The sequence below is a fragment of the Bradyrhizobium sp. HKCCYLS3070 genome (assembly GCF_051167575.1).
Classification (GTDB): Bacteria; Pseudomonadota; Alphaproteobacteria; order Rhizobiales; family Xanthobacteraceae; genus Bradyrhizobium.
The window spans coordinates 47,294-72,060 of record NZ_JBNPTI010000017.1 but is presented as its reverse complement, the minus strand read 5'-3'; the positions used below and the strand labels follow the sequence as shown (position 1 = coordinate 72,060).

Sequence of the window (24,767 nt, the reverse complement as noted above, 5' to 3'; positions counted from 1 at the left end):
CCTTCGGTTCGCGGGGCGCGTCCGGATCAGCATGTACACGGGAGCAGGCGAGCGCCCCAGCCGTCGCGGGCGCATGGCGGTATGCGCCCGGTCGCAAGGAACGGGTTGAAGCCGGCTACACGCCCGGCCTTGCCAGCCGCTCGATCGTCTGGTTGTGCCGCGTCAGGAGCTCGCAGGCGTGGCCGATCTGGCGGGCGCGCAGGGCCTGCAGGATCAGCCGGTGATCCTGGTTGGTGCGCGGACGCCAGCCGGCATTGCGGGCCATCGCCAGCACGAGGCGCGAATTCGCGAGGCGTAGTCCGTCGAGGCTCGCCAGCAGCCGCGGCATCGCGCAGGGCGCGACCAGCGCGCGATGAAAGGCGCGGTTTGCGGTCTCGAACTCCTGGATGGTCTCCGCATTATCGGCCTCGATCAGCGCCAGCTCGATCGCGGCGAGATGCGCCGGCGTATAGCGCGGCGCGGCATTGCGCAGCGCGATCACCTCGAGCGCTGTGCGCATCTCGACGATCTCCCTGGTCGACTTCGCATCGAGCGGTGCCACGCGTACGCCGCGTCGCGGCGCGGCGACCACGAGATAGAGCGCCTCGAGCTGCCGGAATGCCTCGCGCACCGGCACGTGGCTGGAGTTGAACTCGCGCGCGACGTGGTCCTGCCGCAACGGCGCGTCGGGCGGCAGCGCACCGCTGACGATGCGATCGGTGATCGCTTCGGCGATCCGCTGAGCGGTGGTGAGATTCTCGTCCGGCATAGTCATAGATTATCTATCGAAAAAACCGATGCAGCGGAAGCTCTCGTCCGATACGGTGCTCGAATACAGAGAAATCATAGATAATGTCTATGATAATCTATAATTTGGCGTGGAGCGAGCATGGCGGATCAAAGCGGCGCGGGCCCTGATCGAATGGCGGTTGGCAATGCCATCCGTCATGACTGGACCAGAGACGAGGCCGAGGCGCTCTATCGCCTGCCACTTCCGGACCTGATGTTTCTGGCGCAGTCGGCGCATCGCCGGCAGTTCGATCCCACCCGCGTCGAGACGGCGAGCCTGCTCAGCATCAAGACCGGCGGCTGCCCGGAGGATTGTGGCTACTGCTCGCAGAGCGCGCATTACGACACTGGGCTCAAGGCGACCAAGCTGATGGACCGCGACGAGGTGGTCGCCACCGCGCGGCGCGCGAAGGCCGCCGGGGCCGAGCGCTTCTGCATGGCCGCCGCCTGGCGCAGTCCGAAGGACCGCGACCTCGATCAGGTCTGCGACATGGTCAGCGCGGTGAAGGATCTGGGCATGGAGACCTGCGTCACGCTGGGCATGCTGACCCCGCCGCAGGCACAGCGGCTGAGGGAGGCCGGGCTCGACTTCTACAACCACAATGTCGACACCTCGCCCGAATTCTACGACCGCATCATCACCACGCGCACGCTGCAGGACCGCATCGACACGCTCGCGCATGTGCGGCAGGCCGGCATCAAGGTGTGCTGCGGCGGCATCATCGGCATGGGCGAGGAGGTCGATGATCGGCTCGGCATGCTGGTGCTGCTGGCCAATCTCGCTGAGCATCCCGACAGCGTGCCGATCAACATGTGGAACGAGGTCAAGGGCGTGCCGGTCAACGCTACGGCCGCGCGGCCTGATCCGATTGCGCTCGTGCGATTGATCGCGGTGTCCAGGATCATGATGCCGGCCAGCGTGGTGCGGCTGTCCGCGGGCCGGCAATATATGAGCGACGAGCTGCAGACCCTGTGCCTGCTCGCCGGCGCCAATTCCATCTTCATCGGCGACGTGCTGCTGACCACGGCCAATCCGCAACGCGACCGCGATGCCGATCTGCTCGCGCGGCTCGGCATGACATCGTCGCTGTCGGCGCGCCCGGGCGCGCCGGTCGCCGCCGGCGAGGGCGCGGAGGCTTCGTCCCCGGCCTGATTCAACCCTCAGCGCGATCTCGGCGCGACGGCGCCCACGGAACTGCCTTGTCGTGCCGGTCCACGTCCGCGGCTGACCGAAAGAGAGCGGAGCCATGCCCATGCCGTCCGACAGATTGGCGATCTATTCCGACGGTCTGCAGAGACTCGCGGCCGATGACCGGTTGCGGCGCCTCAGTCCACGGGCCGGTCTCGATTTCTCCTCCAACGACTATCTCGGTCTCGCACAGGCTCCGCGGATGAAGCGCGCGGTCGCCGCGGCCATGGAGGCCGGCACGCCGGTCGGCGCCGGCGGCTCGCGCCTGCTGCGTGGCAATTGCGAGGAGCACGAACGGCTCGAGGCGGAGGCGGCACGCTTCTTCGGTGCCGAGAGCGCGCTGTTCTTCGGCTCCGGCTACATGGCGAACTTCGCCGTGCTCACCACGCTGCCGCAGCGCGACGACCTGCTGGTGCTCGATGCGCTGGTTCATGCCAGCACCCATGAAGGCGCGCGCGCCGGCCGTGCCGAGACGTGCCAGTTCATCCACAACAACGCCCAGTCGGCTGAGGACGCGATCCTGATCTGGCGCAGGGGCGGCGGGGTGGGCCGGCCCTGGATCGTCGTCGAAAGCCTCTACAGCATGGATGGCGATCTCGCGCCGCTGGCGGATTTGATCGCGATCGCCGAGCGCCACGATGCCTTTCTGCTGATCGACGAGGCCCATGCGACCGGGGTCCACGGCGCGCAGGGCCGCGGTCTGGCCGCAGCCTACGAGGGACGCGAGAGCGTCGTGACCGTTCACACCTGCGGCAAGGCGTTGGGCGCAGCCGGTGCGCTGGTCACCGCAAGCCGCGTGCTGCGCGACACGCTGATCAATCGCTGCCGGCCTTTCGTCTTCAGCACGGCGCCGTCGCCGCTGATGGCGGTGGCGGTGATGGAGGCGCTTGCGATCCTGCGGGAAGAGCCGGAGCGGCAGCGGAGGCTGGCGCAGCTCGTTGCCTTCGCCCATGGCGCGATCGCCGCGCGCTTCGGTGAAAGCTGGTCGCCGTCGCAGATCATTCCCTGCGTCGTCGGCGACAATGCGCGCGCGATGAACCTGGCTGCCGCGCTGCAGGCGCGGGGCTTCGACGTCCGCGGCATCCGCCCGCCGACGGTGCCGCCGGGCACGGCGCGGCTCAGGCTGTCGCTGACCTTGAACATCGACGAGCCGGCCATCGCGGCGCTGCTCGACGCGCTCGCCGACGAGATCGGAAGGCCGCGGCCATGACGCTGCGCATCGTGGTCACCGGGACCGACACCGGGATCGGCAAGACGGTGTTCGCCGCCGGCCTCACGGCGCTGCTCGGGGCCTGCTATTGGAAGCCGGTCCAGGCCGGCCTTGCCGAGGAGACGGATACCCGCCGTGTCCAGCGGCTCGCCGAGCTCGCCGACGACCGCGTGTTGCCTGAAGCCTATCGGCTGGCCGAGCCGGCCTCGCCGCATCGCGCGGCACGCCTCGCAGGCATCAGCATCGATCCGCTCCGCCTCCGTCCTCCGCGGGCCGCCGGCCGGCCTGTCGTGATCGAGGGAGCCGGCGGCGTCATGGTGCCGCTCGATTCCGGAACGCTCTATCTCGATGTCTTCGCGCGATGGCAGCTGCCGGTCGTGCTCTGCGCGCGCACCAGTCTCGGCACGATCAATCACTCGCTGCTGTCGCTGGCGGCGCTGCGCAGTCGTGGCATCGACGTGCTCGGCATCGCCTTCATCGGCGACGGCCACGACGACAACGAAGATACGATCTGCCGGCTCGGCGAGGTGAGGCGCCTTGGCCGGTTGCCCTGGGTCACGCCGCTGACGGCGCGATCGCTGCAGCACGTGTTCGCCACCCAATTCCAGCGCACGGATTTCGAACCATGATGCGCAAGGCAACCTCGCCGATCTGGCATCCCTTCACGCAGCATGCGCTCCAGCCCGAGATGACGGCGGTCGCGCGCGGCGAGGGCGCCTATCTCTTCACCGCCGACGGCAGGCGGATCATCGACGCGATCGCGTCGTGGTGGGTGGTCACGCACGGCCATTGCCATCCGCATATCGTGCGCGCGATCCAGGACCAGGCCGAGCGGCTGGATCAGGTCATCTTCGCCGGTCATAGCCACGAGCCGGCCGAGCAGGTGGCCGCCGGGCTGCTCGCGCTGGTGCCGCCGAGCCTCACGCACGTGTTCTTCTCTGACAGCGGCGCCACCAGCGTGGAGGTCGCGCTGAAGATGGCGCTCGGCTACTTCAAGAACATCGGCGAGCCGCGCTCGCGCATCGTGGTGATGCAGCATTCCTATCACGGCGACACCATCGGCGCGATGTCGGTCGGCGCGCGCGGCGTGTTCAATGCGGCCTATGAGCCGCTGCTGTTCGACGTCGCCGTCGTCCCGTTTCCAGTGCAGGGCCGGGAACAGGCGACTCTGGATGCGCTCGCTACAATTTGCGAGAAGGACCGGCCGGCCGCCTTCATCGTCGAGCCCCTGGTGCTCGGCGCCGGCGGCATGCTGATGTACCCGGCCGCGGTGCTGCGCGAGATGCACCGGATCTGCAAGGCGTTCGGCGTGCTGTTCATCGCCGACGAGGTGATGACCGGCTGGGGCCGCACCGGCACGTTGTTCGCCTGCGAGCAGGCGGACATCGCCCCCGATATCGCCTGCTACGCCAAAGGACTGACTGGAGGCGCGATGCCGCTTGCGGTCACGCTGTGCAGTCCCGCGATCTACGAGGCACACTATTCGACCGACCGCGCCTGCACGTTCTTTCACTCCAGTTCCTACACCGCCAATCCCATCGCCTGCGCGGCAGCGAGCGCCAATCTCGAGCTGTGGCGGCAGCCGCAGACGCGGGCCCGGGTCGCCGCCGTCGCGGCCGCGCAGGAGCGCTGCCTCGACCGCCTGCGTTACGACGAGCGATTTTCCGACCTGCGGCGCTGCGGTACCATCACCGCGCTCGATCTCCATGCCGACGAGCCGGGCTACCTCGCCGAGGTCGGTCCGAAGCTGCAGGCCTTCTTCCGCCACAGCGACGTCCTGCTGCGTCCGCTTGGCCACACCATCTACGTCATGCCGCCTTACTGCGTCACCGCCGGGGATGTCGAGACGGTCTATGCCGCCATCGACGAGGCCGTCGATCACGTGCTCTGAGGGGCTGTTCTGCGGCCCGCGATTTGCGCTCCGCGATCCCGCGCACTAGCATCGTGCCAACGTCGTTGCGGAGGAAACAGTCATGAGCGCGCCGGTCAGCGGAGATGGCACCAAGGATCCGAAGGAGGCCAGCGCGGCCGTGAGCGCAGCGCAGCAGGCCGTGCTGGAGGCGCTGCCGTTCGGCGACACCGCCGATTTCGATGATGCCGCCCGCGGCTTTCTCGGCACGATCGATCAGGCCAAGGTGACGACGGCGCAGGGGCGCACCGTCTGGAGCCTCGCGCCTTACCACTTCCTTGACGCGGAGCAGGCGCCGCCGACCGTCAATCCCAGCCTGTGGCGGCAGGCGAAGCTCAACATGCATCACGGCCTGTTCGAGGTCGTGCCCGGCGTCTACCAGGTGCGTGGGCTCGACATCGCCAACATGACGCTGATCGAGGGGGACACCGGCGTGATCGTGGTCGACACGCTGACCTCGATCGAGGGCGCGCAGGCCGCATTGGAGCTGTACTACCAGCACCGCGGCGTCAGGCCGGTCACGGCGGTGATGTTCACGCATACCCACACCGATCATTGGGGCGGCGCGCGCGGCGTGGTCGACGACGACGCGATGGCCAGCGGCCGCGTGCCGCTGATCGCGCCGAACCTGTTCATCGAGCATGCGGTCTCCGAGAACATCATCGCCGGCCCTGCGATGCTGCGCCGGGCGCAATATCAGTTCGGGCCGCTGCTCGCGAAGGGGCCGAAGGGCCATGTCGATTGTGGGCTCGGCAAGACCATGGCGGCGGGAGCCGTTGCGCTGCTGCGGCCGACCGACCTGATCATGGCGACCGGGGACACCCGGGTCATCGACGGTCTCACCTTCGAATTCCAGATGGCGCCGAACAGCGAGGCGCCGGCGGAGATGCATTTCTTCGTGCCGCGCTATCGCCTGTTGAACCTCGCCGAGAACTGCACGCACAACTTCCACAACCTGCTGCCGTTTCGCGGCGCCGACGTGCGCGATGCGCTGGCGTGGTCGAAATATCTCGGCGAGGCGCTGCAACTGTGGGGCGGCAAGGCGGAGGTGATGTGCGGCCAGCATCATTGGCCGATATGGGGCGCGAGCCGTGTCGACGGCATGATCCGCGAACAGCGCGATCTCTACAAATTTGCCCACGACCAGACCGTGCGGCTGATGAATCATGGCCTGACCGCAAGTGAGATCGCCGAGCAGATCAGGCTGCCCCGGAGCCTCGAAGGGGCATGGCATGCGCGCGGCTATTACGGCCACATCCGCCACAACGTAAAGGCGATCTACCAGAAATATCTCGGCTGGTATGATGCCAATCCGGTCAATCTCGATCCGCTGCCGCCGGTCGAGGCCGGCCGGAAATACGTCTCCTATATGGGCGGGACAGAGGCGCTGCTGGCGCGGGCGCGCGCGGACTTTGCCAACGGCGAATTCCGCTTCGTCGCGCAGGTCGTGGGTCATCTCGTCTTCGCCGAGCCGGACAATGCCGAGGCGCGCGCGCTGCTGGCCGACACGCTGGAGCAGCTCGGCTATGCCGCCGAGAGTGCGACCTGGCGCAATGCCTATCTGTTCGGCGCGCAGGAGCTGCGCCAGGGTATGCCGGAGGTTCCGGCTCGGCCCGGCCTGCCGCGCGAGACGCTGGCGGCGCTGCGCACCGAGCAGCTATGGGACGTGCTCGGGGTCAGGCTGAACGGGCCCAAGGCGGAGGGCAAGCATATCGTGCTGAACTGGACGTTCACCGACACCGGCGAGCGCTTCGTGCTCACCTTGCAGAATTGTGCGCTGACCTATGCGGTCGGCGTGCAGGCGTCGACCGCCGATGCGGGGTTCACGCTGGCGCGTTCGACGCTCGATGCGGTCATTGCCAAGGCCACGAGCTTTCCGGAAGCGGTCGCCGCCGGGAAGATCAGCTTCGCGGGCAATCCGATGCGGCTGGCCGAGCTGATGTCGCTGATGGACGAGTTCCCGCGTATGTTCGAGATCGTCGAGCCGAAGCGGGCTGCCGTCACCTGAGATGAGGCGGAGGCCGGGCTCGCCGAACTTGCCCGGCCTCCTCATGCTATTCGGCGCTGCTGACCAGCCGGATGCGCGGCGCAGCGATGTCGATCAGGCTGCGATAGGCCGCGAGATAGTCGAGCGCCATCCGGCGCGCGGTGAAGCGTCGCTCGAACTGCGCGCGCACGCGGGCGCGGCTCAGCTCGGGCAGGCGACTGACGGCCGCTACCGCGCTGAGCTCGTCCTCGACGATGAAGCCGGTCACACCGTCGTCGATCACTTCGGGAACCGAGCCGCGGTTGTAGGCGATCACGGGCGTGCCGCAGGCCATCGATTCGATCATCACCAGGCCGAACGGCTCCGGCCAATCGATCGGCAACAGCAGGCCGAGCGCGCCGGACAGGAACTCCGGCTTCTCGTGATCGCTGATCTCGCCGATGAACTCGACGAGCGGATTGCCGTGGATCAAGGGACGGATCGTCTGCTCATAATAGTCTTGGTCGGCGCGATCGATCTTGGCCGCGATCTTCAGCGGAATCCCGCAGCGCATGGCGATCTTGATGGCACGGTCGACACCCTTTTCCGGGGCGATGCGTCCGAGGACGGCGAGATAGCTCGGCGTCACCGGCTTGGGAATCAGGAGCGTTGCGGGCAGTCCATGCAGCACGGTGCGCACCCAGTTCGCATTCGGCACCGGCCGGCGCTGCGAGTCCGAGATCGAGACGACGGGAACATCCTTGAAGACCGAGAACACCGGCTGGTGCTCCGGAAGATCGAGCCTGCCGTGCAAGGTGGTCAGGAACGGTGTGGGTTGCCGGTGGAACAGGGAGAACGGGTAGTAGTCGAGGTGGAAGTGCAGAATGTCGAACTGTTCGTCGTCGCATTGCTGCCGCACGTTTTCGAGCATCACCATGTGCAGCGCGTTCGGATCCCTCACCGAGCCGTCGAGGCGCAGTGCTTTCGGCCATGTCGGAGAGAGCTTCGCCGAGGTCTGCGAATCGCCGCTGGCGAACAGGGTGACGTCGTGTCCGAGGGCAACGAGCTCTTCGGTCAACCAATGGACGACCCGCTCAGTGCCGCCGTAGAGCTTCGGAGGCACGGCCTCCGTCAATGGAGCTATTTGCGCAATGCGCATCTCATCGTCTCCTGTTCGTGACCGATCATGGATGAATCCCCAATGGCACCGGCACTGCCACAGCGGGAACGTTGTCGCATGTGCGAAGTTCCATTCACGCGATCACTCTTTCTTCGACACAACGTGTTCCGTGCCGTCTCATTGATGCCATCCCCGCTCTCCAACGCTGCTGCCGCGGCATCGTCGGAGGGCAGGTTTGCGCCGCGAAGGCGCACGGAACCCGAGAAACCGTTCGTCGTTCATCTGGCCGCATCAGGTGTCGCCACGACCTCGCTCATCAACGGGAAGACCATGGATCAGCTTTCTGGCTACGCGCACCGACCCTTTCCCTTCGTGATGCGCTATCTGCGCAAGCGCCCCACCGCCCACCTCGTGATTCTGATGGCCGTCATCGGTGCGGTTGCCTGTTCGGTAGGCACGCAATATGGCGTGAAATCGCTCGTCGACAGCCTCTCGGCAGGGCCTGCGGGCGGCGGCAACGTCTGGGCCGCGTTCGTGCTGCTGATGGCGCTGATCGCGACCGACAACATTCTTTGGCGTGTCGCCAGCTGGATCGCGAGCTTCACCTTCGTCCGTGTCACCGGAGATCTCCGGCGCGACATCTTCCGTCATCTCACCGGGCATTCGCCGAGCTATTTCGGCGACCGTCTGCCCGGCATGCTGTCGAGCCGCATCACGGCGACGTCGAACGCCGTGTTCACCGTGGAGAACATGTTCGTCTGGAACGTCTTGCCGCCATGCCTCGCCACGGTCGCGGCGATCTGCCTGATCGGAACCGTGAGCGGCCCGATGGCCATCGGCCTGCTGCTGATCGCGGCGATGATGGTGGCGGCGATGTTCCGTCTGGCGGCCGCCGGCAAGCCGCTGCATGACGATTTCGCCGACAAGGCGGCCATGGTCGACGGCGAGATGGTCGACGTGATCTCGAACATGCCGCTGGTGCGCGCGTTCTGCGGCCTGCGCCACGAGCACGACCGGTTCGACGCGACGGTCGACAGGGAGTTGGAGGCACGCGGGCGCAGTCTCCGCTACCTCGAGAAGCTGCGCATTCTGCACGCGACGGTGACGATCGTGCTGACGATCGCGCTCATGGCGTGGGCGATCTCGCTGTGGCAGCGGGGCGGGGCGACGACCGGCGACGTCGTGCTGGTCTGCACGCTCGGCCTCTGCATTCTCAACGCGACGCGGGATCTGGCGGTGGCGCTGGTCGATGTCACCCAGCACGTGGCGCGCATGAGCGAGGCGATCGCGACCCTGCTGCAGCCGCACGAGCTGCGCGATGACCCGCAGGCCGAGCCGCTGGTCAAGAGCGGTGCGGCCATCGCCTTCGACAACATCACCTTCCACTATCCTGGCGGTCACAAGCTGTTCGAGAATTTCACGCTGCGCCTGCAGCCGGGCCAGCGCGTGGGCCTGGTTGGACAGTCCGGCGGCGGCAAGTCGAGCCTGTTCACGCTGCTGCAACGGTTCTATGATCCGCAAGCCGGGCATATCACGATCGACGGCCAGGACATCGCCAAGGTCACCCAGCAGAGCCTGCGCGAGGCGATCTCGGTGGTTCCGCAGGACATCTCGCTGTTTCATCGCTCCATTCTGGAGAACATTCGCTACGGACGTCCGAGTGCGACCGACGACGAGGTGTTGCGGGCGGCGATCGCGGCGCGCTGCGACTTCGTCGAGACGCTGCCGGAGGGATTGCAGACAATGGTCGGGGATCGCGGCGTCAAGCTTTCGGGCGGGCAGCGCCAGCGCATCGCGATCGCGCGCGCCTTCCTCAAGGATGCGCCGATCCTTCTGCTCGACGAGGCCACCGCCGCGCTCGACAGCGAGTCCGAGGAGGCCATACGTGAGGCGTTGAGTCGTCTGATGCGCGGCCGCACCGTCATTGCGATCGCGCATCGCCTTGCGACCTTGCGGAATTTTGACCGCGTGGTGGTGCTGAAATCGGGCAGGATCATCGAGGACGGAGCGCCTGACCGGCTGATGCAGGACGAGGGCCCGTATCGTGAGCTCGTCACCCAGGAGATGAACCGGCTCGCCAAGTTCGCCGCCTGATCGTAGCGTCGGGTCGCGTCGAGAACGTGCACTCTCGGTTGTCTGGGCACTTCAACATCGCATGAGGCCAACATGTCCGCCGAAGTCGCAAGCACACTGTCGTTGATCACCCAGACGGACGAGCCTGTCGAGCAGCCGTTCTATATTCCCATGACGGGGCCGGCGTCCCGGCCGCGGCGCTCGCTCAAGCACGACGATACGTTCATCGTCCTCGACGGCCATGGCGACATCGGCGCCTCGGCCGGCGGACCGGACGGTCTCTTCAACGCCGATACGCGCTATCTCGCGCGGCTCGAATTGACGCTGGACGACGTTCAGCCCCTGCTGCTCGGCTCGAGCCTGCGCGACGACAACTCCGCGCTGACCGTCGATCTCACCAATCCCGACATCTACAGCCAGGGCCGCCTGGTGCTGCCGAAGGATATGCTGCACATCGTGCGCACGATCTTTCTCTGGCATGGCACGGCCTATCAGCGCATCGGGCTGCAGAACCATGGCGATCGCCATGCCAGCTTCGATCTCAAGCTGACATTCGACAATGATTTTGCCGACCTTTTCGAGGTGCGAGGCACCGTGCGGCCGCGGCGCGGCATCGGCTCGAGCCGGCTGGTGGACCCGTCCGAGGTGGTCCTGCACTATCGCGGCCTGGACAATGTCCTGCGCACCACCGACGTGAGCTTCGATCCGCGTCCGACGCATCTCACCGTCAATGTCGCAACCTATCATTTCGACCTTGCCCCGCAGGAATCGGCCTCGCTGTTCGTGGCCGTGATGTGCAACGCCAAGGCCGGCGAGCGGCCCCGGCCCTTTTTCCGCAGCCTGCTCGCCCATCGCCGAGAGATGCGCCGATGCACCGTTGGCGCCGCCAGCATCGAGACCTCCAACGACATCCTCAACGAGGTGCTGTGCCAGGCAGCGGCCGATCTGAACATCCTGATGACGGATACGCCGGAGGGGCGTTATCCCTATGCCGGCATTCCCTGGTATTCGACCACATTCGGTCGCGACGGGCTGATCACCGCGATGCAGATGCTGTGGGTCGATCCGCGCATTGCCCGCGGCGTCCTGCGCCGGCTCGCCGTGCATCAGGCGCGCACGACCGATCCGCTGTCCGATGCCGAGCCCGGCAAGATCCTGCACGAGATGCGCGGCGGCGAGATGGCGGCGCTGCGTGAGGTGCCGTTCGGCTGCTATTATGGCAGCGTCGATTCCACGCCGCTGTTCGTGCTGCTCGCCGGGCTTTATATCGAGCGCACCGGCGACATCGACACCCTGAGGGAGTTATGGCCGGCGATCGAGCTGGCGTTGCGCTGGATCGACGGCCCCGGCGATCCCGATCGCGATGGCTTCGTGGAATATCAGCGCGCCTCCGAGCAGGGTCTCGCCAACCAGGGCTGGAAGGACTCCTACGACGCGGTGTTCCATGCCGATGGACGTCTCGCGGAAGGTTACATCGCGCTTGCGGAGGTGCAGGGCTATGTGTTTGCCGGCAAGCAGCTGGCGGCGCGTTGCGCCCGTCGGCTCGGAAAGGCCGAGATGGCGGACCGGCTCCAGGCCGAGGCCGCTGATCTCGCGGAACGGTTCGAGGACGCCTTCTGGTGCGAGGATCTGAACACCTATGCGCTCGCGCTCGACGGCCACAAGCAGCCCTGCCGCGTCCGGACGTCCAACGCCGGGCAGCTGCTGTTCAGCGGCATGGTGCGCGAGGATCGCGCCCGCAAGCTTGCCGCCGAACTGCTGCGGCCGCATTTCTTCTCGGGCTGGGGCATCCGCACCGTGGCCTGCGGCGAAGCGCGCTACAATCCGATGTCCTATCACGACGGATCGATCTGGCCGCACGACAATGCGCTGATTGCGCTCGGCCTGTCGCGCTATGGCCTCAAGCATGCGGTCGAGCAGGTGTTCGGCGGCCTGTTCGAAGCGGCGTCCTACATGGATCTGCGCCGGCTGCCGGAGCTGTTCTGCGGCTTCCGGCGCGAGAAGCATCGCGGCCCGACGCTCTATCCGGTGGCCTGCGCGCCGCAGGCCTGGGCCAGCGCGACGCCGTTCACCTTGCTCGAGGCGGCGCTCGGGCTCGAGTTCGACGCCGCGCGCGGCGAGATCCGTCTGCGCAATCCGCGGCTGCCCGCCTTCCTGGACTGGGTGGTGCTGCGCGATCTCAGGCTCGGCAGCTCCACGATCGACCTGCGCATTCGCCGCCATGGCGAGGACATCTCCATGGAGGTGCTGCGGCGGCGCGGTCAGATCCAGGTCTCGCTGGTGCTGGCGCAATGATGGCGTTGAAACCCGCTCTCCACCGAGCTGCTTGCGGCTGTCTCGTCACGCTGCCGTTGCTCATCGGTCCGTATGTCGGCGACGGGCATGCGCAGCAGCCGTCGCCGGCACCGCCTGCCAAGGATGCCGCGGCGCCCGCGAAGGAGCCGGCACCGCCGCCCTCGGTTACCATCCTCGGCGCGCGCGATGCGCATGGCGTGCTCGGTCGCGACGTGCGCAGCTCGACCGGCGAGGACATGGGCCACATCGTCGACGTCATCGTCGATCTCACCGGCACGGTGCGCGCCGCGGTGATCGATTTCGGCGGCTTCCTCGGCGTCGGCAGCCGCAAGATCGTGGTCGACTGGACCGCGCTCGATTTCAAGCACATCGCCGAGAAGAGCGACCAGGTCACGCTCGACCTCACCAAGGAGCAGGTGAAGGCCGCGCCCGAATACAAGGAGGACAAGCCGGTCGTCGTGCTCGGCGCGTCCGGCAAGCTGTCTCCCTGGGATTTCGATCATTGAGTTGATGCGTGAGATTGCCGGTCCGGCCTGCGCGTGCAGCGGAACATGGTGGGGATGTTCTGTCCCGTCAGCCTCATGAGTTGAGATGAGTTGAGATGTGAGAGCCATGCCGATTGCACGGCCGTCGAGATCGCCTGACCGGGAGCCCGAGCCTGACGGCGCGGCAGAGGCGGGCGCGCGTCCGGATGCCGGGGAGGATCATGGCCAGACTTCAAGACCGGCGCCGTCGCGGCAGAGCCTGCGCGGGCTGGATTGGTTCATCTTCTTCCTGGCCGACGTGCAGACCGGCTTCGGTCCCTTCATCGCGGTCTATCTGACGACGCAGAAATGGACGCAGGCGCAGATCGGCCTGGTGCTGTCGATCGGCGGCGTCGTCGGGCTGATCGGGCAGATGCCGGGCGGCGCGATCATCGATGCGGCCAGATCCGAGCGCCGCGTCGCCGGCCTTGCCATCGCGGCCATCGGCGGCTGCGCGCTGGCCTATGCGGCTTGGCCGATCTTTCCCGTGGTCGCGGCTGCCGCAACGTTGCATGCGGCGGCGAGCTGCGTGCTGGGACCCGCGATCGCGGCGATCAGCCTCGGCCTGGTCGGGCCGCGCGGCATGGCGGAGCGGCTCGGCCGCAATGCGCGGTTCGCGTCGCTCGGCAATGGTGTGGCCGCGGCCGTGATGGGCACCTGCGGCTATCTGCTGTCCAGCCGCGCCGTGTTCCTGGTCACCTTCATTCTCGCCTTTCCGACGCTGATCGCGTTGTCGCGAATCCGCGATCGCGAGATCGACGTCGCGCGGGCGCACGGCCGGGCCGATCACGAGGACAAGGAGGTCGCGCGGCTGTCGAATCTGCTCGGCCTGCTGCGCCAGCGCGCGCTGCTCGTGTTCGCGCTCGGCGTGTTCCTGCTGCAACTCGCCAATGCGGCGATGCTGCCGCTGATGGCCGGCGTGGTGACGACGAAATCGAGCGAATGGGCGCCGATGCTGATCGCGTTCTGCATCGTGGTGCCGCAGGCGATCGTGGCGCTGACCTCGCCCTCGGTCGGCGCGGTGGCGCAGCAATGGGGCCGCAGGCCGCTGCTGATGCTCGGGTTTGCCGCGCTCGCGATGCGCGGCGCGCTGTTCGCGGTCGTGCACGATCCCTACGTGCTGGTGGCGGTGCAGATCTTCGACGGCGTCACGGCGGCCGTGTTCGCCGTCATGATTCCGCTGACGGTGGCCGACGTCGCCTTCGGCAGCGGGCATTTCAATCTGGCGCAGGGAATCGTCGGGACGGCGTCCGGAATCGGCGGATCGCTGTCCACCGTCGTCGCCGGCTTCGCCAGCGACCGCTACGGCAGCGCCACCGCCTTCATCGGTCTGTCGGGCGTGGCGCTGACAGGTCTTCTTCTGATCGCGCTGCTGATGCCCGAGACCGGGCACCGCCGGCGCAGGGCGTGAACGGGCAGGGCGCCTCAGGCGTCCATGCTGCGCAGGCGCTGGCGGTTGCGCAGCACGATCTGGCGGGCACCGGAGAAGCCGAGAACGCCCTGGCTGTGCAACTGCGACAGCGCGCGCGACACGGTCTCCAGGGTCAGGCCGAGATAGTCGCCGATATCGCGGCGGCACATCGGCAGCGCCATCATGCCGGCGACCGCGAGGCGGCGGTCCATCTCGAGCAGGAAGGTCGCGACGCGCTCCATCGCGGTCTTGCGGCCCAGCAGCAGCATGTGGTCCTCGGCATGGCGGAGATCGCCGGCCGTCATGGTCCAGAGCTTGCGGGCGACCGCGACGTCGACGCCTGCGGCCTGTTCGAGGCTGCGGCGCTTCACCAGGCGCACGGTGGTATCGATGATGGCCTCGGCGGCGAGGCGATGCATGGAGCCGAATTCGAGGCCGAAAACGTCACCGGGAAGATGGAAGGCGCCGATCTGGCGGCGGCCGTCGGAGAGCAGCTTGTAGCTGCGAACCGCGCCGGAGATCACCTGGTAGACGTACTCGGCCGGCTCATCCTCGCCATAGATCTCCTCGTCCTTCTTGTAGGAGAACTCGCTGGCGATCAGCCCGGCATGGCCGGTGATCTCGGCAAAGGGATTGGCGGCAGGAGAGACGACAGCAGAGGGGACGGCGTGGGGGGCGTTGGTGCTGACGACCGAATTGGTAATCGACTGATTGAGCATGACCATCTCCTTGCGGCGGATGGCGATGTGGTACACGGCGGCTCCCGTTAAGGACATTTCGGCCGTTATCTTAAGGGGGGTTCCTTACGTAGATATACGTAGCCGGCCCGCTCAGGAGACGCGCTGGGCGGTACCCGAATGGTCGTTGGCGATCGCCTTGCGGATCCGCTTCACCAGATTGTCGTCGAGCAGCGGCTTGAGCAGGAAATCCTGGATCCCGACGGCCGCCGCGCGCGCCGCAAGCCGGTCATCGTAGTGCCCCGTGATCAGCACCACCGGCGCGGTCGCCCCCTGCTTGCGCAACCGTTCGGCGAGCTCGACGCCGTTGATCTCCGGCATCTTGTAGTCGACCACGAAGCAGTCGACGGGCGCGTGGTCCGAGGCCTTGAGCAGCGCGGTGCCGCTGCGAAACGTGCGCACGTCGAAGCCATCGGCCTCCAGCAGGAAGCGCAGCGAGCCAAGGACGTCAGCATCGTCGTCGGCTACGTAGACCGTAGGTTTTGTGTGAGCCGACATCGCACGTGCCGCGAGAATGTGATGTTGAACCGAGGCGCAAGATAACACTCGATTCTGTCAAGGTAGCTTGATCTAGCTCAATCCTTCAGCGCGCCTGCGCGCATCGCCAGACGCACCAGCTCGGAGAGGCTGTTCGCTCCCATCTTGGTCATCACGTTGGCCCTGTAGACCTCGATGGTGCGCGGACTGATGTCGTATTCGCGCGCGATCAGCTTGTTGGAGAGACCGGCCATCAGTCCATCCATCACCTGGCGCTCACGGGGGCTCAGGCTGGCGACGCGCGCCAGGATGTCCTGCGTGACCGATTCGTTCTTCGCGGCCGGCTCGGCCTGCTGGATGGCCGTTTCGATCATGGCGACCAGTCGCTCGTCCTCGAACGGCTTCTCCAGAAAATCGACCGCGCCGAGCTTCATCGCCTCGACCGCGAGCGGCACGTCGCCATGGCCGGTCATCACCAGGATCGGAAAGCTGCTGCCGGCGGCCTTCATGCGCTTGAGCAGCTCGATGCCGTCGATGCCGGGCATCCGCACGTCCGAGACGACGCAGCCGAAAGGGAGCATCGGCAGTCGGCCGAGAAAGACCTCCGCGTTCTCGAACAGCGTGACGTCAAAGCCTGATGAATCGAGCAGGAAGTTGAGCGAATCCCGCATCGCCTCGTCGTCGTCGATCACATAGACCTTGGCCCGTTCAGCCATCGTGCTCAACCTTGGTGGAGGCCGCGGGCAGGGTGAAGCGGAACGTCGCGCCTCCCGCTTCGTTGTTCTCGGCCCACATGCGCCCGCCATGGGCCTCGATGATGGACCGGCTGATCGAGAGGCCGACTCCCATTCCGGTGTCCTTGGTGGTGAAGAAGGTCTTGAAGAGATTGGGCATGACGTCGTCGTGGAATCCCGTTCCGGTGTCGGATACCGAGACCTCGATCAAGTCGTCGCTGAGTCTGCAATTTGTCGCACTGAGCTCGCGGCGTTCGGAATGAGACATCGCCTCGAGTCCATTGCGGAACAGATTGACCAGGACCTGCTGGATCTGGACCCGGTCGGCGAGCACGAGATCGGCCTCCGGATTGAGTTGGAAGCGCAACTGGACGTTCTGCTCGCGGGCGCCGGAAAGGCCGAGGGCGCCGGCTTCCTCGATCAGCTTCGACAGGCTCTCGACCCGCTTCTCCGATTCGCCGCGCGAGACGAAATCGCGCAGACGGCGGATGATCTGGCCGGCGCGAATCGCCTGCTCGGCGGCGCGGTCCATCGCGCTCTCGATCTTGGGCGTGTTCGGATCACTGCTGCCGGCCAGCAGCCGGCGCGAGCCTTTCATGTAATTGCTGATCGCGGCGAGCGGCTGGTTGAGCTCATGCGCCAGCGCCGAGGCCATCTCGCCCATGGCGCTGAGGCGCGACACGTGGACCAGTTCCGACTGCAGTTCCCGCAGCCGTGCCTGGGTCTGCTGGTGCTCGGTGAGATCATGGGCGAAGCCGGTGAAATAGGGCTTGCCGCCGGACTGCATCTCGCCGATCGACAGATGCATCGGGAATGTCGTGCCGTCGCGGCGGCGGCCGGTCACGATGCGGCCGATGCCGATGATGCGGCGCTCGCGGCTGGCATGGTAGCGGGTGAGGTAGCCGGCATGGCGCGAGCGGTCCGGCTCGGGCATCAATTCGCTGACGTCAAGGCCGACCGCTTCTGCCTCGGTGAGGCCGAACATCCGCTCCGCCGCGGAGCTGAAGAACTGGATGGTGCCGCTGCCGTCGATCACGATCATCGCGTCCGGCACGGTGTCCAGGATCGAGCGGAAATGCTGCTCGCGCAGCCGCAGCGTCTCCTCCAGCCGCTTCTCCTGGTCGATGTCGAGGGCGATGCCGCGCAGATGGTGCGGCGCGCCGGCCTCGTCGGGGACCACGCCGGCAAGCACGCGAATCCAGTGGCCGCCGCCGGACACCCTGAACGACATGTCGAACCCGGTGCTCCGATGGCGCGAATCCTCGATCGCCGCCTCGACCGGCGCGCGATCCTCGGGCGCGAGCAGCGCCAGGAAGGACCCGTAGGTCACCGGCTGATCGGCCGCCACGCCGAACAGCTTCCGCGTCGTCACCGACCAGTAGAACTCGCCCGAGGCCAGATCGAGATCCCACGCGCCGAAGCCCAGCCTCCGAGCGTCCTCGGGAGCGTCGTCGAGCCTGGCGGATGCATCCGGGAAGGGGTGGGTGAAGTCGCGCAATTCGAGGCCTTTGATCGATTCGCCGTTGTCCGATTCGCCGTTGCCGCCGCGGCCGGGAGGCCGACCACCGCGGTATCCTATACCAGATTGCGCCCCTGCAACCCGGCCCGACTTAAACTTTGGTTCGACAATTCAAGGCCTTCTCCGATCCTGGGCCGGGTTCCAACGGTGTCCTGCCGCCCGTGCTTCACCGCCGCACCTTGATCTATCTCATCACGGCAGGCGATTTCACCTCTAAGAGTTGCATGGAAGCAATGTTTGGAGAGGCGGGATGACGTTCGCGACTGTCATGGTGAGCCTTGCGCTCAGTCAGCCGAATGAGGCCCGCCTTCAGGTCGCGGCCGACTTGGCGGCGCGCTTTGACGCAGGTGTCATCGGCGTGGCGGCCGGGGAATTCGCGCCGCCGCTCTACTTCACGACCGGCGAGCAGGCGCAGGATCTGATCGAGCAGGGTGAGGCCGCGCTGCGGAATCGACTGGCCGAGCTCGAGCAGCAGTTCCGCACCGCAGTGGGTGACCGGGCTGCGTCGTTGAGCTGGCGCAGCGCCGTGGATTTCCCCGCGCGCTACGTGCTGGCGCAGGCCCGTGCCGCCGACATTCTCGTCACCGGCGGCGTGCCGCCCGGGGTGTCCGATGCGTTCGCGGTCGCCAATCCCAAGGATCTCGTCATGCAGGCCGGGCGCCCGCTGCTCGTGGTGCCGGACAACGCCAGTTCGCTCGATCTCGGGACCGTGCTGGTGGCCTGGAAGGAGACACCAGAGGCGCGCCGCGCTTTGACCGATGCCCTGCCGCTGCTCGCCAAGGCGAGCGGCGTCGTGGTCGCCGAGATCCCGGAGACCGCCTCGGAATATGACGCCTGCGCGGCGCGTCTTGCGGACGTCGTCGCATGGCTCGGCCGTCACAAGATCGTCGCATCGGCGCGCGTCGCGGAACCGGGGCAGGGGCGCAACGTTGCGGCTACGCTCGACGCCGTCGCCGCCGATCTTTCGGCCGGTCTCGTCGTGGCGGGCGCCTATGGCCATTCCCGATTCCGCGAGCTCGTGCTCGGCGGGGTCACCGAGCATCTGATGACGCGCAGCGAGCGTTGCGTTCTGCTGTCGCACTGAAATTCGACCCGCTCCATTCGAGAACAGGATTGCCGCCTTGTACAGATTTCTCGAGGAAACCGCCGGCAACTACATGACGCGGAACGTCACGACCGTGACCCGGGAGACGACGATCCGCGAGCTCGGCGAGATGTTCGACCGCGACGATTTCAACACCTACCCCGTCGTCGAGAACGACGAGGTGATCGGCATCGTCACCAAGTTCGACGTGCTGAAATGCTTTGCCTTCACGCCGAATCAGATGCTGCCGCGCTACAGCGACCTGATGAACCGGACGGTCGCCGACGTGATGACGTCCGAGTTCATCTACGTCCGGCCGGATACGAAGCTGACGCGCGTGCTGCAGCTGATGGTCGAGCATCGCATCCGCAGCCTTCCCGTGACCGATGCCGACAACCGCGTGGTCGGGATCGTCGCCCGCGAGGACATCGTGCGAGCGCTGGCGGCTGCCGCCAAGGATTGAGCGCGGCGCGCTGAGTCCGAAGCCTGCTACGAACGTCTAATGACGGCCGGCATGCATCGCTGCATGCCGGCCGTCGCCGTGTCTGCGAGCGAAACCGCGTCGGGCCGCGTCGTCGTGCAACACTCCGCCTGTTTACCGGCGAACTGGTCGCAAAGTTGATTTCGATCAATTCCACGTGTGAACGATTGTGGTTGCTGGGCTCGTGTTCTTTCAGCGAGATTCCGCATGAGCGCGTCCTCATCCACAAAATCCATGACCATCGGCGAAAGTGGCTTGTCGCTCACTTTTGCCGTCACCGCCTTCCTGTGCGTCTTCGCTGCGGCGAAGGCACTGGATACGGCCTTCGCGTTCCACGCCTCGCTCGCGGCTGCCGCCAGCGCGGCGTCCGTCTTCTTCATCCTCAACCGCTACTTCGAGCGCCGCGAGCTGCCTCCGCAGGAGATCAATGGTCGGCCGAACTACAATCTCGGTCCGATCAAGTTCGCCTCGTTCATGTCGATGTTCTGGGGCATCGCCGGCTTCACGGTCGGCCTCATCATCGCCTCGCAACTGGCCTGGCCCGCGCTGAACTTCGACCTGCCATGGACCAGCTTCGGCCGCCTGCGGCCGCTGCATACCTCGGCGGTGATCTTCGCCTTCGGCGGCAACGTGCTGCTGGCGACGTCGTTCTACGTCGTGCAGCGGACCTGCCGCGTGCGTCTCGCCGGTGATCTCGCGCCCTGGTTCGTGGTGATCGGCTACAACTTCTTCATCCTGATCGCGGGCACGGGCTATCTGCTCGGTGTCACCGAGGGCAAGGAGTACGCCGAGCCCGAATGGTACTCGGATCTTTGGCTGACGATCGTCTGGGTAGTCTACCTGCTGGTCTTCCTGACGACGATCATCAAGCGCAAGGAGCCGCACATCTTCGTGGCGAACTGGTTCTATCTTGCCTTCATCGTCACGATCGCGGTTCTGCACCTCGGCAACAATCCGGCGCTTCCGGTGTCGCTGTTCGGCTCCAAGTCCTACATCGCCTGGGGTGGCGTGCAGGATGCGATGTTCCAGTGGTGGTACGGCCACAACGCGGTCGGCTTCTTCCTGACCGCCGGCTTCCTGGCCATCATGTACTACTTCATCCCGAAGCGGGCTGAGCGTCCGATCTACTCGTATCGGCTGTCGATCATCCACTTCTGGGCGCTGATCTTCCTCTACATCTGGGCCGGCCCGCACCATCTGCACTATACGGCGCTGCCGGACTGGACGCAGACCCTGGGCATGACCTTCTCGATCATGCTGTGGATGCCCTCCTGGGGCGGCATGATCAACGGCCTGATGACCCTGTCGGGAGCGTGGGACAAGCTGCGGACGGACCCCGTGCTGCGCATGCTGGTCGTCTCGGTCGCCTTCTACGGCATGTCGACCTTCGAAGGTCCGATGATGTCGATCAAGGTGGTCAACTCGCTCAGCCACTACACCGACTGGACCATCGGTCACGTGCACTCCGGTGCGCTCGGCTGGGTCGGCTTCGTCTCCTTCGGCGCGCTGTACTGCCTGGTGCCGTGGATCTGGAACCGCAAGGGTCTCTATAGCCTCAAGCTCGTGAACTGGCACTTCTGGACGGCCACGCTGGGCATCGTGCTCTACATCTCCGCGATGTGGGTCTCGGGCATCCTGCAGGGTCTGATGTGGCGGTCCTACACGGCGCTCGGCTTCCTCGAATACTCGTTCATCGAGACCGTCGAGGCGATGCACCCCTTCTACATCATCCGTGCCGCTGGTGGCGCACTGTTCCTGATCGGCTCACTCATCATGGCCTACAATCTCTGGATGACGGTCCGTGTCGGTGAGGAAGAAGTTCAGTCGCCCGTCGCCCTTCAGCCGGCGGAGTGAGGTATCAACCATGTCTTTCTGGCAACGACACCAAGTCTTCGAGAAGAACTCGATCATCCTGGTCATCGGCATCCTGCTGGTGATCGCGATCGGCGGCCTCGTCGAGATCACTCCGCTCTTCTACCTGAAGAGCACGATCGAGGCGGTCGACGGCGTGCGTCCCTATACGCCGCTCGAGCTGGCCGGCCGCAACATCTACGTCCGCGAGGGCTGCTATCTCTGCCATTCGCAGATGGTTCGTCCGCTGCGCGACGAAGTGGAACGCTACGGCCACTTCTCGCTCGCCGCGGAGAGCATGTACGACCATCCGTTCCAGTGGGGCTCCAAGCGTACGGGTCCTGACCTCGCCCGCGTCGGCAACAAGTACTCCGACGACTGGCATGTCACCCACCTGACCAACCCGCGCGCCATCGTCCCGCAATCGATCATGCCCGGCTATCCCTTCCTGAAGGAGACCGAGCTGAACGCCGACAACGTCGCCGATCACCTGAAGACGCTGCGGGCGGTGGGTGTGCCCTACACCGACGACCAGATCGCCAACGCCGCCGCCGACCTCAAGGCGCAGGTCGATCCGGACGGTGCCGGTGCCGAGGCGCTCACCAAACGCTATCCGAAGGCGGTGGTGCGCAACTTCGACGGCAAGGCGGGTGCGCCGACCGAGATGGATGCGCTGGTAGCGTATCTGCAAATGCTCGGCACCTTGGTCGACTTCAAGATCTACAACGAAAAAGCCAATCTGCGCTGAGATCAGAGGCGAACATCATGAAGCCCATCATTGCAGTCGAAAACATCGCGTCGTCACTCGTGACGACGCTGTGGACCCCGATCTTCGTCGCGATCTTCATCGCGATCGTGACCTATGCCCTCTGGCCTCGCAACAAGGCCGCTTTCGACGAGGCGGCGAGCATGCCGTTGCGGGAGGATTGATTCATCATGGCTGACCATACCGAAGTCGACAGTGTCTCCGGCACCCCCACCACCGGCCACGCCTGGGACGGCATCAAGGAGCTCAACACCCCGCTGCCGCGGTGGTGGGTGATCACCTTCTACATCACCATCGTCTGGGCGATCGGCTACTGGATCGTGTATCCGGCCTGGCCGACCATCTCCAGCAACACCCAGGGCCTGTTCGGCTACTCGTCCCGTGCGGACGTGGCGGTCGAGCTTGCCAATCTCGAGAAGATCCGCGGCGCCAAGATGGCCGCGCTCGCGACCGCCTCGCTCGCCGACATCGAGAAGGATCCGGCGATGCTGGCCCTGGCGCGTGCCAAGGGCAAGACCGTGTTCGGCGACAATTGCGCCGCCTGCCACGGGACCGGCGCGGCCGGCGCCAAGGGCTTCCCGAACCTGAACGACGACGACTGGCTGTGGGGCGGCTCGCTGGAGCAGATCCAGCAGACCCTGCTGTACGGCGTGCGCTCGGGTCACCCGAAGACGCGTGAGGGCCAGATGCTCGCCTTCGGCAAGGACGGTGTCCTGAAGCCGGCGGAGATCGTCACGGTCGCCAACTACGTTCGGGAGCTGGCGGGCCTGCCGACCCGGCCGGGTTATGACGCCAAGGCCGGCGCCAAGGTCTTCGCCGAGAACTGCGCGGCCTGCCATGGCGACAACGCCAAGGGCAATCCGGAGCTCGGCGCGCCGAACCTCACCGACAAGATCTGGCTGTACGGCTCCGACGAGGCGACCCTGATCGAGACCATCACCAATGGTCGCGCCGGCGTCATGCCGGCCTGGGAGGGCCGTCTCGACCCGACCACGATCAAGGCGATGGCGGTCTATGTCCACTCGCTGGGTGGCGGAAAGTAACGGAAATCCAACGGAACTTTCCCTTCAATTGAGCTGGATCAACTGAGCGGCCGGAGGTGGACATACCTTCGGCCGCAACTGCGAGAAGACCCCCCAGCCATGATCCGCCAGCCATGAACCAGACGGTAAGACCGGACGACCTGAAGCCTCAGGACCTGCAGCCCGTGGACGATTACGGTCCGCTCTATGCTGCGCACAAGAAGGTCTATCCCCAGAGCGTCTCGGGCACTTTCCGCCGGATCAAATGGGGCCTGATGGGCTTCTGCCTCGGCGTCTATTATTTCCTGCCGTTCGTGCGCTGGAACCGCGGCCTCGGCGCGCCCGACCAGGCGGTGCTGATCGACTTCCCGAACCACCGCTTCTATTTCTTCTTCATCGAGCTGTGGCCGCAGGAGGTGTACTACTTCACCGGCCTCCTGATCATCGCCGCCATCGGCCTGTTCCTGATGAACGCGATCGGCGGCCGTATCTGGTGCGGCTATCTGTGCCCTCAGACAGTGTGGACCGACCTGTTCTATGCCGTCGAGCGCCTGATCGAGGGTGACCGGCGGGAGCGCATGAAGAAGGATGCCTCCGGCGACCCGATGAAGCTGGAGCGGATTTCGGAGCTCGTGCTCAAGCATTCGATCTGGCTGATGATCGCGTGGTGGACCGGCGGCGCCTGGGTGCTGTATTTCAGCGATGCGCCGACGCTCGTGAAGGATCTCATCACCTTCCAGGGGCCGATGCTCGCCTATGTCTGGATCGCAATCCTGACCGCGACGACCTACACGCTCGCCGGCTTCATGCGCGAGCAGGTCTGCGTTTATATGTGCCCGTGGCCGCGCATCCAGGCGGCGCTGACCGACGAATGGGCGCTCAACGTCACCTACCGCTATGACCGCGGCGAGAGCCGCATGTCGGTCAAGAAGGCCGCCGAATTGCGGGCGCTCGGCCAGCCGGCCGGCGACTGCATCGATTGCAAGCAATGCGTGGCGGTATGCCCGACCGGCATCGACATCCGCGACGGCGCCCAGATGGATTGCATCCAGTGCGGCCTCTGCATCGACGCCTGCGATACCGTCATGACCAAGATCGGCCGCCCGACGCGGCTGATCGGCTATGACAACGACATCAACATCCATCGTCGACAGGAAGGCAAGCCGCCGATCTACAAGCTCGTGCGCCCGCGGACCATCGTCTATGCCGCGATCATCGCCGTGGTCGGCGGCGCCATGGTCTACAAGCTCGCGACTCGGTCGCTGCTCGAGGTCAACGTGCTGCACGATCGCAATCCGATCGCGATCAAGCTGTCCGACGGCTCGATCCGCAATGCCTATACGGTGCGCGTCCTCAACAAGCACGGCTTCGATCGCGTCATCGCCATCGACATCGAGGGGCCTGCCAATTCGACCGTCCACGTCGTCGGTGCGGATTCGGTGACGCCGGACCGGCCTATGATCGTGATCGGGCGCGACCAGACCGAGGAGCTGCGCCTCCTGGTGACCGCTCCCGAGGAGAACAATCCCGCGAAGTCCATCCCAGTGAAGTTCCATGTGACGGATATCGGTCTCGGCGTCGTCGCCTCCGCCACCGACAATTTCGTCAGCCCGTAGAGCTAAGGAGCCTGT

Annotated in this window: 22 protein-coding genes; 16 read left to right on the top strand and 6 right to left on the bottom strand. The window is 65.9% G+C overall.

Translation table 11 applies throughout. The features are described from left to right. Positions 1-115: 115 nt before the first annotated feature. Entirely contained in the window at positions 116-748 is a 633-nt protein-coding gene (locus tag ACQR03_RS30905; protein ID WP_315715813.1) for a GntR family transcriptional regulator, read from the bottom strand. A 120-nt stretch (positions 749-868) separates the two neighbouring features. On the opposite strand from ACQR03_RS30905, the gene bioB reads away from it, so the two are divergent. The 5 genes from bioB (at position 869) to ACQR03_RS30880 (ending at position 7,084) form a co-directional block, all read left to right on the top strand. After that, complete coding sequence (gene bioB, locus ACQR03_RS30900) at positions 869-1,921, top strand: biotin synthase BioB (RefSeq protein WP_434842224.1); 1,053 nt, start codon at positions 869-871, stop codon at positions 1,919-1,921. 100 nt (positions 1,922-2,021) lie between these two features. Next, entirely contained in the window at positions 2,022-3,167 is a 1,146-nt protein-coding gene (locus tag ACQR03_RS30895; protein ID WP_316204114.1) for an 8-amino-7-oxononanoate synthase, read from the top strand. Beyond that, complete coding sequence (gene bioD, locus ACQR03_RS30890) at positions 3,164-3,796, top strand: dethiobiotin synthase (protein ID WP_315826427.1); 633 nt, start codon at positions 3,164-3,166, stop codon at positions 3,794-3,796. The genes ACQR03_RS30895 and bioD overlap by 4 nt, the downstream gene beginning before the upstream one ends. Next, on the top strand, positions 3,793-5,058 hold the full coding sequence (locus ACQR03_RS30885; protein ID WP_434842223.1) for an adenosylmethionine--8-amino-7-oxononanoate transaminase: 1,266 nt from the start codon (positions 3,793-3,795) through the stop codon (positions 5,056-5,058). Before bioD ends, ACQR03_RS30885 begins: the two co-directional genes overlap by 4 nt. An 82-nt stretch (positions 5,059-5,140) precedes the next feature. Then, on the top strand, positions 5,141-7,084 hold the full coding sequence (locus ACQR03_RS30880; protein ID WP_316225090.1) for an alkyl/aryl-sulfatase: 1,944 nt from the start codon (positions 5,141-5,143) through the stop codon (positions 7,082-7,084). A gap of 46 nt (positions 7,085-7,130) precedes the next feature. On the opposite strand, the gene ACQR03_RS30875 is transcribed toward ACQR03_RS30880, so the two are convergent. Then, positions 7,131-8,201, bottom strand: coding sequence for a glycosyltransferase family 4 protein (locus ACQR03_RS30875; protein WP_315754208.1), 1,071 nt, complete (start codon positions 8,199-8,201; stop codon positions 7,131-7,133). Between the two features lie 291 nt (positions 8,202-8,492). On the opposite strand from ACQR03_RS30875, the gene ACQR03_RS30870 reads away from it, so the two are divergent. The 4 genes from ACQR03_RS30870 (at position 8,493) to ACQR03_RS30855 (ending at position 14,465) form a co-directional block, all read left to right on the top strand. Next, the gene (locus ACQR03_RS30870) at positions 8,493-10,256 is read left to right on the top strand and encodes an ABC transporter ATP-binding protein (protein WP_315754206.1); all 1,764 of its coding nucleotides are present in this window, start codon (positions 8,493-8,495) and stop codon (positions 10,254-10,256) included. A 72-nt stretch (positions 10,257-10,328) separates the two neighbouring features. After that, positions 10,329-12,530: an amylo-alpha-1,6-glucosidase gene (locus ACQR03_RS30865; protein ID WP_315754204.1), complete on the top strand. Its 2,202-nt coding sequence runs from the start codon at positions 10,329-10,331 to the stop codon at positions 12,528-12,530. After that, positions 12,527-13,036, top strand: coding sequence for a PRC-barrel domain-containing protein (locus tag ACQR03_RS30860; protein WP_434842222.1), 510 nt, complete (start codon positions 12,527-12,529; stop codon positions 13,034-13,036). Before ACQR03_RS30865 ends, ACQR03_RS30860 begins: the two co-directional genes overlap by 4 nt. A gap of 106 nt (positions 13,037-13,142) precedes the next feature. Beyond that, complete coding sequence (locus ACQR03_RS30855; protein WP_434842221.1) at positions 13,143-14,465, top strand: MFS transporter; 1,323 nt, start codon at positions 13,143-13,145, stop codon at positions 14,463-14,465. Positions 14,466-14,479: 14 nt separating this feature from the next. On the opposite strand, the gene ACQR03_RS30850 is transcribed toward ACQR03_RS30855, so the two are convergent. From ACQR03_RS30850 to fixL, 4 genes are all read right to left on the bottom strand, one after another. Next, positions 14,480-15,184 carry a helix-turn-helix domain-containing protein gene (locus ACQR03_RS30850; RefSeq protein WP_315754250.1) on the bottom strand — a complete coding sequence of 235 codons (705 nt, stop codon included), beginning with the start codon at positions 15,182-15,184 and terminating at the stop codon, positions 14,480-14,482. Between the two features lie 111 nt (positions 15,185-15,295). After that, complete coding sequence (locus tag ACQR03_RS30845) at positions 15,296-15,700, bottom strand: response regulator (RefSeq protein ID WP_315715697.1); 405 nt, start codon at positions 15,698-15,700, stop codon at positions 15,296-15,298. A gap of 77 nt (positions 15,701-15,777) precedes the next feature. Then, positions 15,778-16,395: a response regulator FixJ gene (gene fixJ / locus ACQR03_RS30840; protein WP_315715698.1), complete on the bottom strand. Its 618-nt coding sequence runs from the start codon at positions 16,393-16,395 to the stop codon at positions 15,778-15,780. Beyond that, positions 16,388-17,911 (bottom strand): sensor protein FixL, encoded by a 1,524-nt coding sequence (gene fixL / locus ACQR03_RS30835; protein WP_410052266.1) that lies wholly within the window; start codon positions 17,909-17,911, stop codon positions 16,388-16,390. Before fixL ends, fixJ begins: the two co-directional genes overlap by 8 nt. Before the next feature lie 271 nt (positions 17,912-18,182). Between fixL and ACQR03_RS30830 the strand changes: the two genes are divergently transcribed. The 7 genes from ACQR03_RS30830 (at position 18,183) to ccoG (ending at position 24,752) form a co-directional block, all read left to right on the top strand. Beyond that, positions 18,183-19,016, top strand: a complete 834-nt coding sequence (locus ACQR03_RS30830; protein ID WP_434842220.1) for a universal stress protein — start codon at positions 18,183-18,185, stop codon at positions 19,014-19,016. A 37-nt stretch (positions 19,017-19,053) separates the two neighbouring features. After that, positions 19,054-19,479 (top strand): CBS domain-containing protein, encoded by a 426-nt coding sequence (locus tag ACQR03_RS30825; RefSeq protein WP_315715700.1) that lies wholly within the window; start codon positions 19,054-19,056, stop codon positions 19,477-19,479. A 225-nt stretch (positions 19,480-19,704) separates the two neighbouring features. After that, positions 19,705-21,351 (top strand): cytochrome-c oxidase, cbb3-type subunit I, encoded by a 1,647-nt coding sequence (gene ccoN / locus ACQR03_RS30820; RefSeq protein ID WP_315715701.1) that lies wholly within the window; start codon positions 19,705-19,707, stop codon positions 21,349-21,351. A gap of 10 nt (positions 21,352-21,361) precedes the next feature. After that, positions 21,362-22,096 (top strand): cytochrome-c oxidase, cbb3-type subunit II, encoded by a 735-nt coding sequence (gene ccoO, locus ACQR03_RS30815; protein ID WP_172236801.1) that lies wholly within the window; start codon positions 21,362-21,364, stop codon positions 22,094-22,096. A 17-nt stretch (positions 22,097-22,113) separates the two neighbouring features. Beyond that, the gene (locus tag ACQR03_RS30810; RefSeq protein ID WP_315715702.1) at positions 22,114-22,278 is read left to right on the top strand and encodes a cbb3-type cytochrome oxidase subunit 3; all 165 of its coding nucleotides are present in this window, start codon (positions 22,114-22,116) and stop codon (positions 22,276-22,278) included. Between the two features lie 6 nt (positions 22,279-22,284). Beyond that, positions 22,285-23,157, top strand: a complete 873-nt coding sequence (gene ccoP / locus ACQR03_RS30805) for a cytochrome-c oxidase, cbb3-type subunit III (protein WP_315715703.1) — start codon at positions 22,285-22,287, stop codon at positions 23,155-23,157. Positions 23,158-23,270: 113 nt separating this feature from the next. Further along, on the top strand, positions 23,271-24,752 hold the full coding sequence (gene ccoG, locus ACQR03_RS30800) for a cytochrome c oxidase accessory protein CcoG (RefSeq protein ID WP_315715704.1): 1,482 nt from the start codon (positions 23,271-23,273) through the stop codon (positions 24,750-24,752). Positions 24,753-24,767: the final 15 nt, after the last annotated feature.

Bases quoted from the DNA above. Each gene is read 5' to 3' on its own strand.
- ccoN (WP_315715701.1), top strand. From the start codon at position 19,705: ATGAGCGCGTCCTCATCCACAAAATCCATGACCATCGGCGAAAGTGGC.
- ACQR03_RS30865 (WP_315754204.1), top strand. From the start codon at position 10,329: ATGTCCGCCGAAGTCGCAAGCACACTGTCGTTGATCACCCAGACGGAC.
- ACQR03_RS30880 (WP_316225090.1), top strand. From the start codon at position 5,141: ATGAGCGCGCCGGTCAGCGGAGATGGCACCAAGGATCCGAAGGAGGCC.
- ACQR03_RS30885 (WP_434842223.1), top strand. From the start codon at position 3,793: ATGATGCGCAAGGCAACCTCGCCGATCTGGCATCCCTTCACGCAGCAT.
- bioD (WP_315826427.1), top strand. From the start codon at position 3,164: ATGACGCTGCGCATCGTGGTCACCGGGACCGACACCGGGATCGGCAAG.
- ccoO (WP_172236801.1), top strand. From the start codon at position 21,362: ATGTCTTTCTGGCAACGACACCAAGTCTTCGAGAAGAACTCGATCATC.
- ACQR03_RS30845 (WP_315715697.1), bottom strand. From the start codon at position 15,700: ATGTCGGCTCACACAAAACCTACGGTCTACGTAGCCGACGACGATGCT.
- bioB (WP_434842224.1), top strand. From the start codon at position 869: ATGGCGGATCAAAGCGGCGCGGGCCCTGATCGAATGGCGGTTGGCAAT.
- ccoG (WP_315715704.1), top strand. From the start codon at position 23,271: ATGAACCAGACGGTAAGACCGGACGACCTGAAGCCTCAGGACCTGCAG.
- ACQR03_RS30855 (WP_434842221.1), top strand. From the start codon at position 13,143: ATGCCGATTGCACGGCCGTCGAGATCGCCTGACCGGGAGCCCGAGCCT.
- ACQR03_RS30850 (WP_315754250.1), bottom strand. From the start codon at position 15,184: ATGCTCAATCAGTCGATTACCAATTCGGTCGTCAGCACCAACGCCCCC.
- ACQR03_RS30895 (WP_316204114.1), top strand. From the start codon at position 2,022: ATGCCGTCCGACAGATTGGCGATCTATTCCGACGGTCTGCAGAGACTC.
- ACQR03_RS30870 (WP_315754206.1), top strand. From the start codon at position 8,493: ATGGATCAGCTTTCTGGCTACGCGCACCGACCCTTTCCCTTCGTGATG.
- ACQR03_RS30905 (WP_315715813.1), bottom strand. From the start codon at position 748: ATGCCGGACGAGAATCTCACCACCGCTCAGCGGATCGCCGAAGCGATC.
- fixJ (WP_315715698.1), bottom strand. From the start codon at position 16,395: ATGGCTGAACGGGCCAAGGTCTATGTGATCGACGACGACGAGGCGATG.
- ccoP (WP_315715703.1), top strand. From the start codon at position 22,285: ATGGCTGACCATACCGAAGTCGACAGTGTCTCCGGCACCCCCACCACC.
- ACQR03_RS30830 (WP_434842220.1), top strand. From the start codon at position 18,183: ATGACGTTCGCGACTGTCATGGTGAGCCTTGCGCTCAGTCAGCCGAAT.
- ACQR03_RS30810 (WP_315715702.1), top strand. From the start codon at position 22,114: ATGAAGCCCATCATTGCAGTCGAAAACATCGCGTCGTCACTCGTGACG.
- ACQR03_RS30875 (WP_315754208.1), bottom strand. From the start codon at position 8,201: ATGCGCATTGCGCAAATAGCTCCATTGACGGAGGCCGTGCCTCCGAAG.
- ACQR03_RS30860 (WP_434842222.1), top strand. From the start codon at position 12,527: ATGATGGCGTTGAAACCCGCTCTCCACCGAGCTGCTTGCGGCTGTCTC.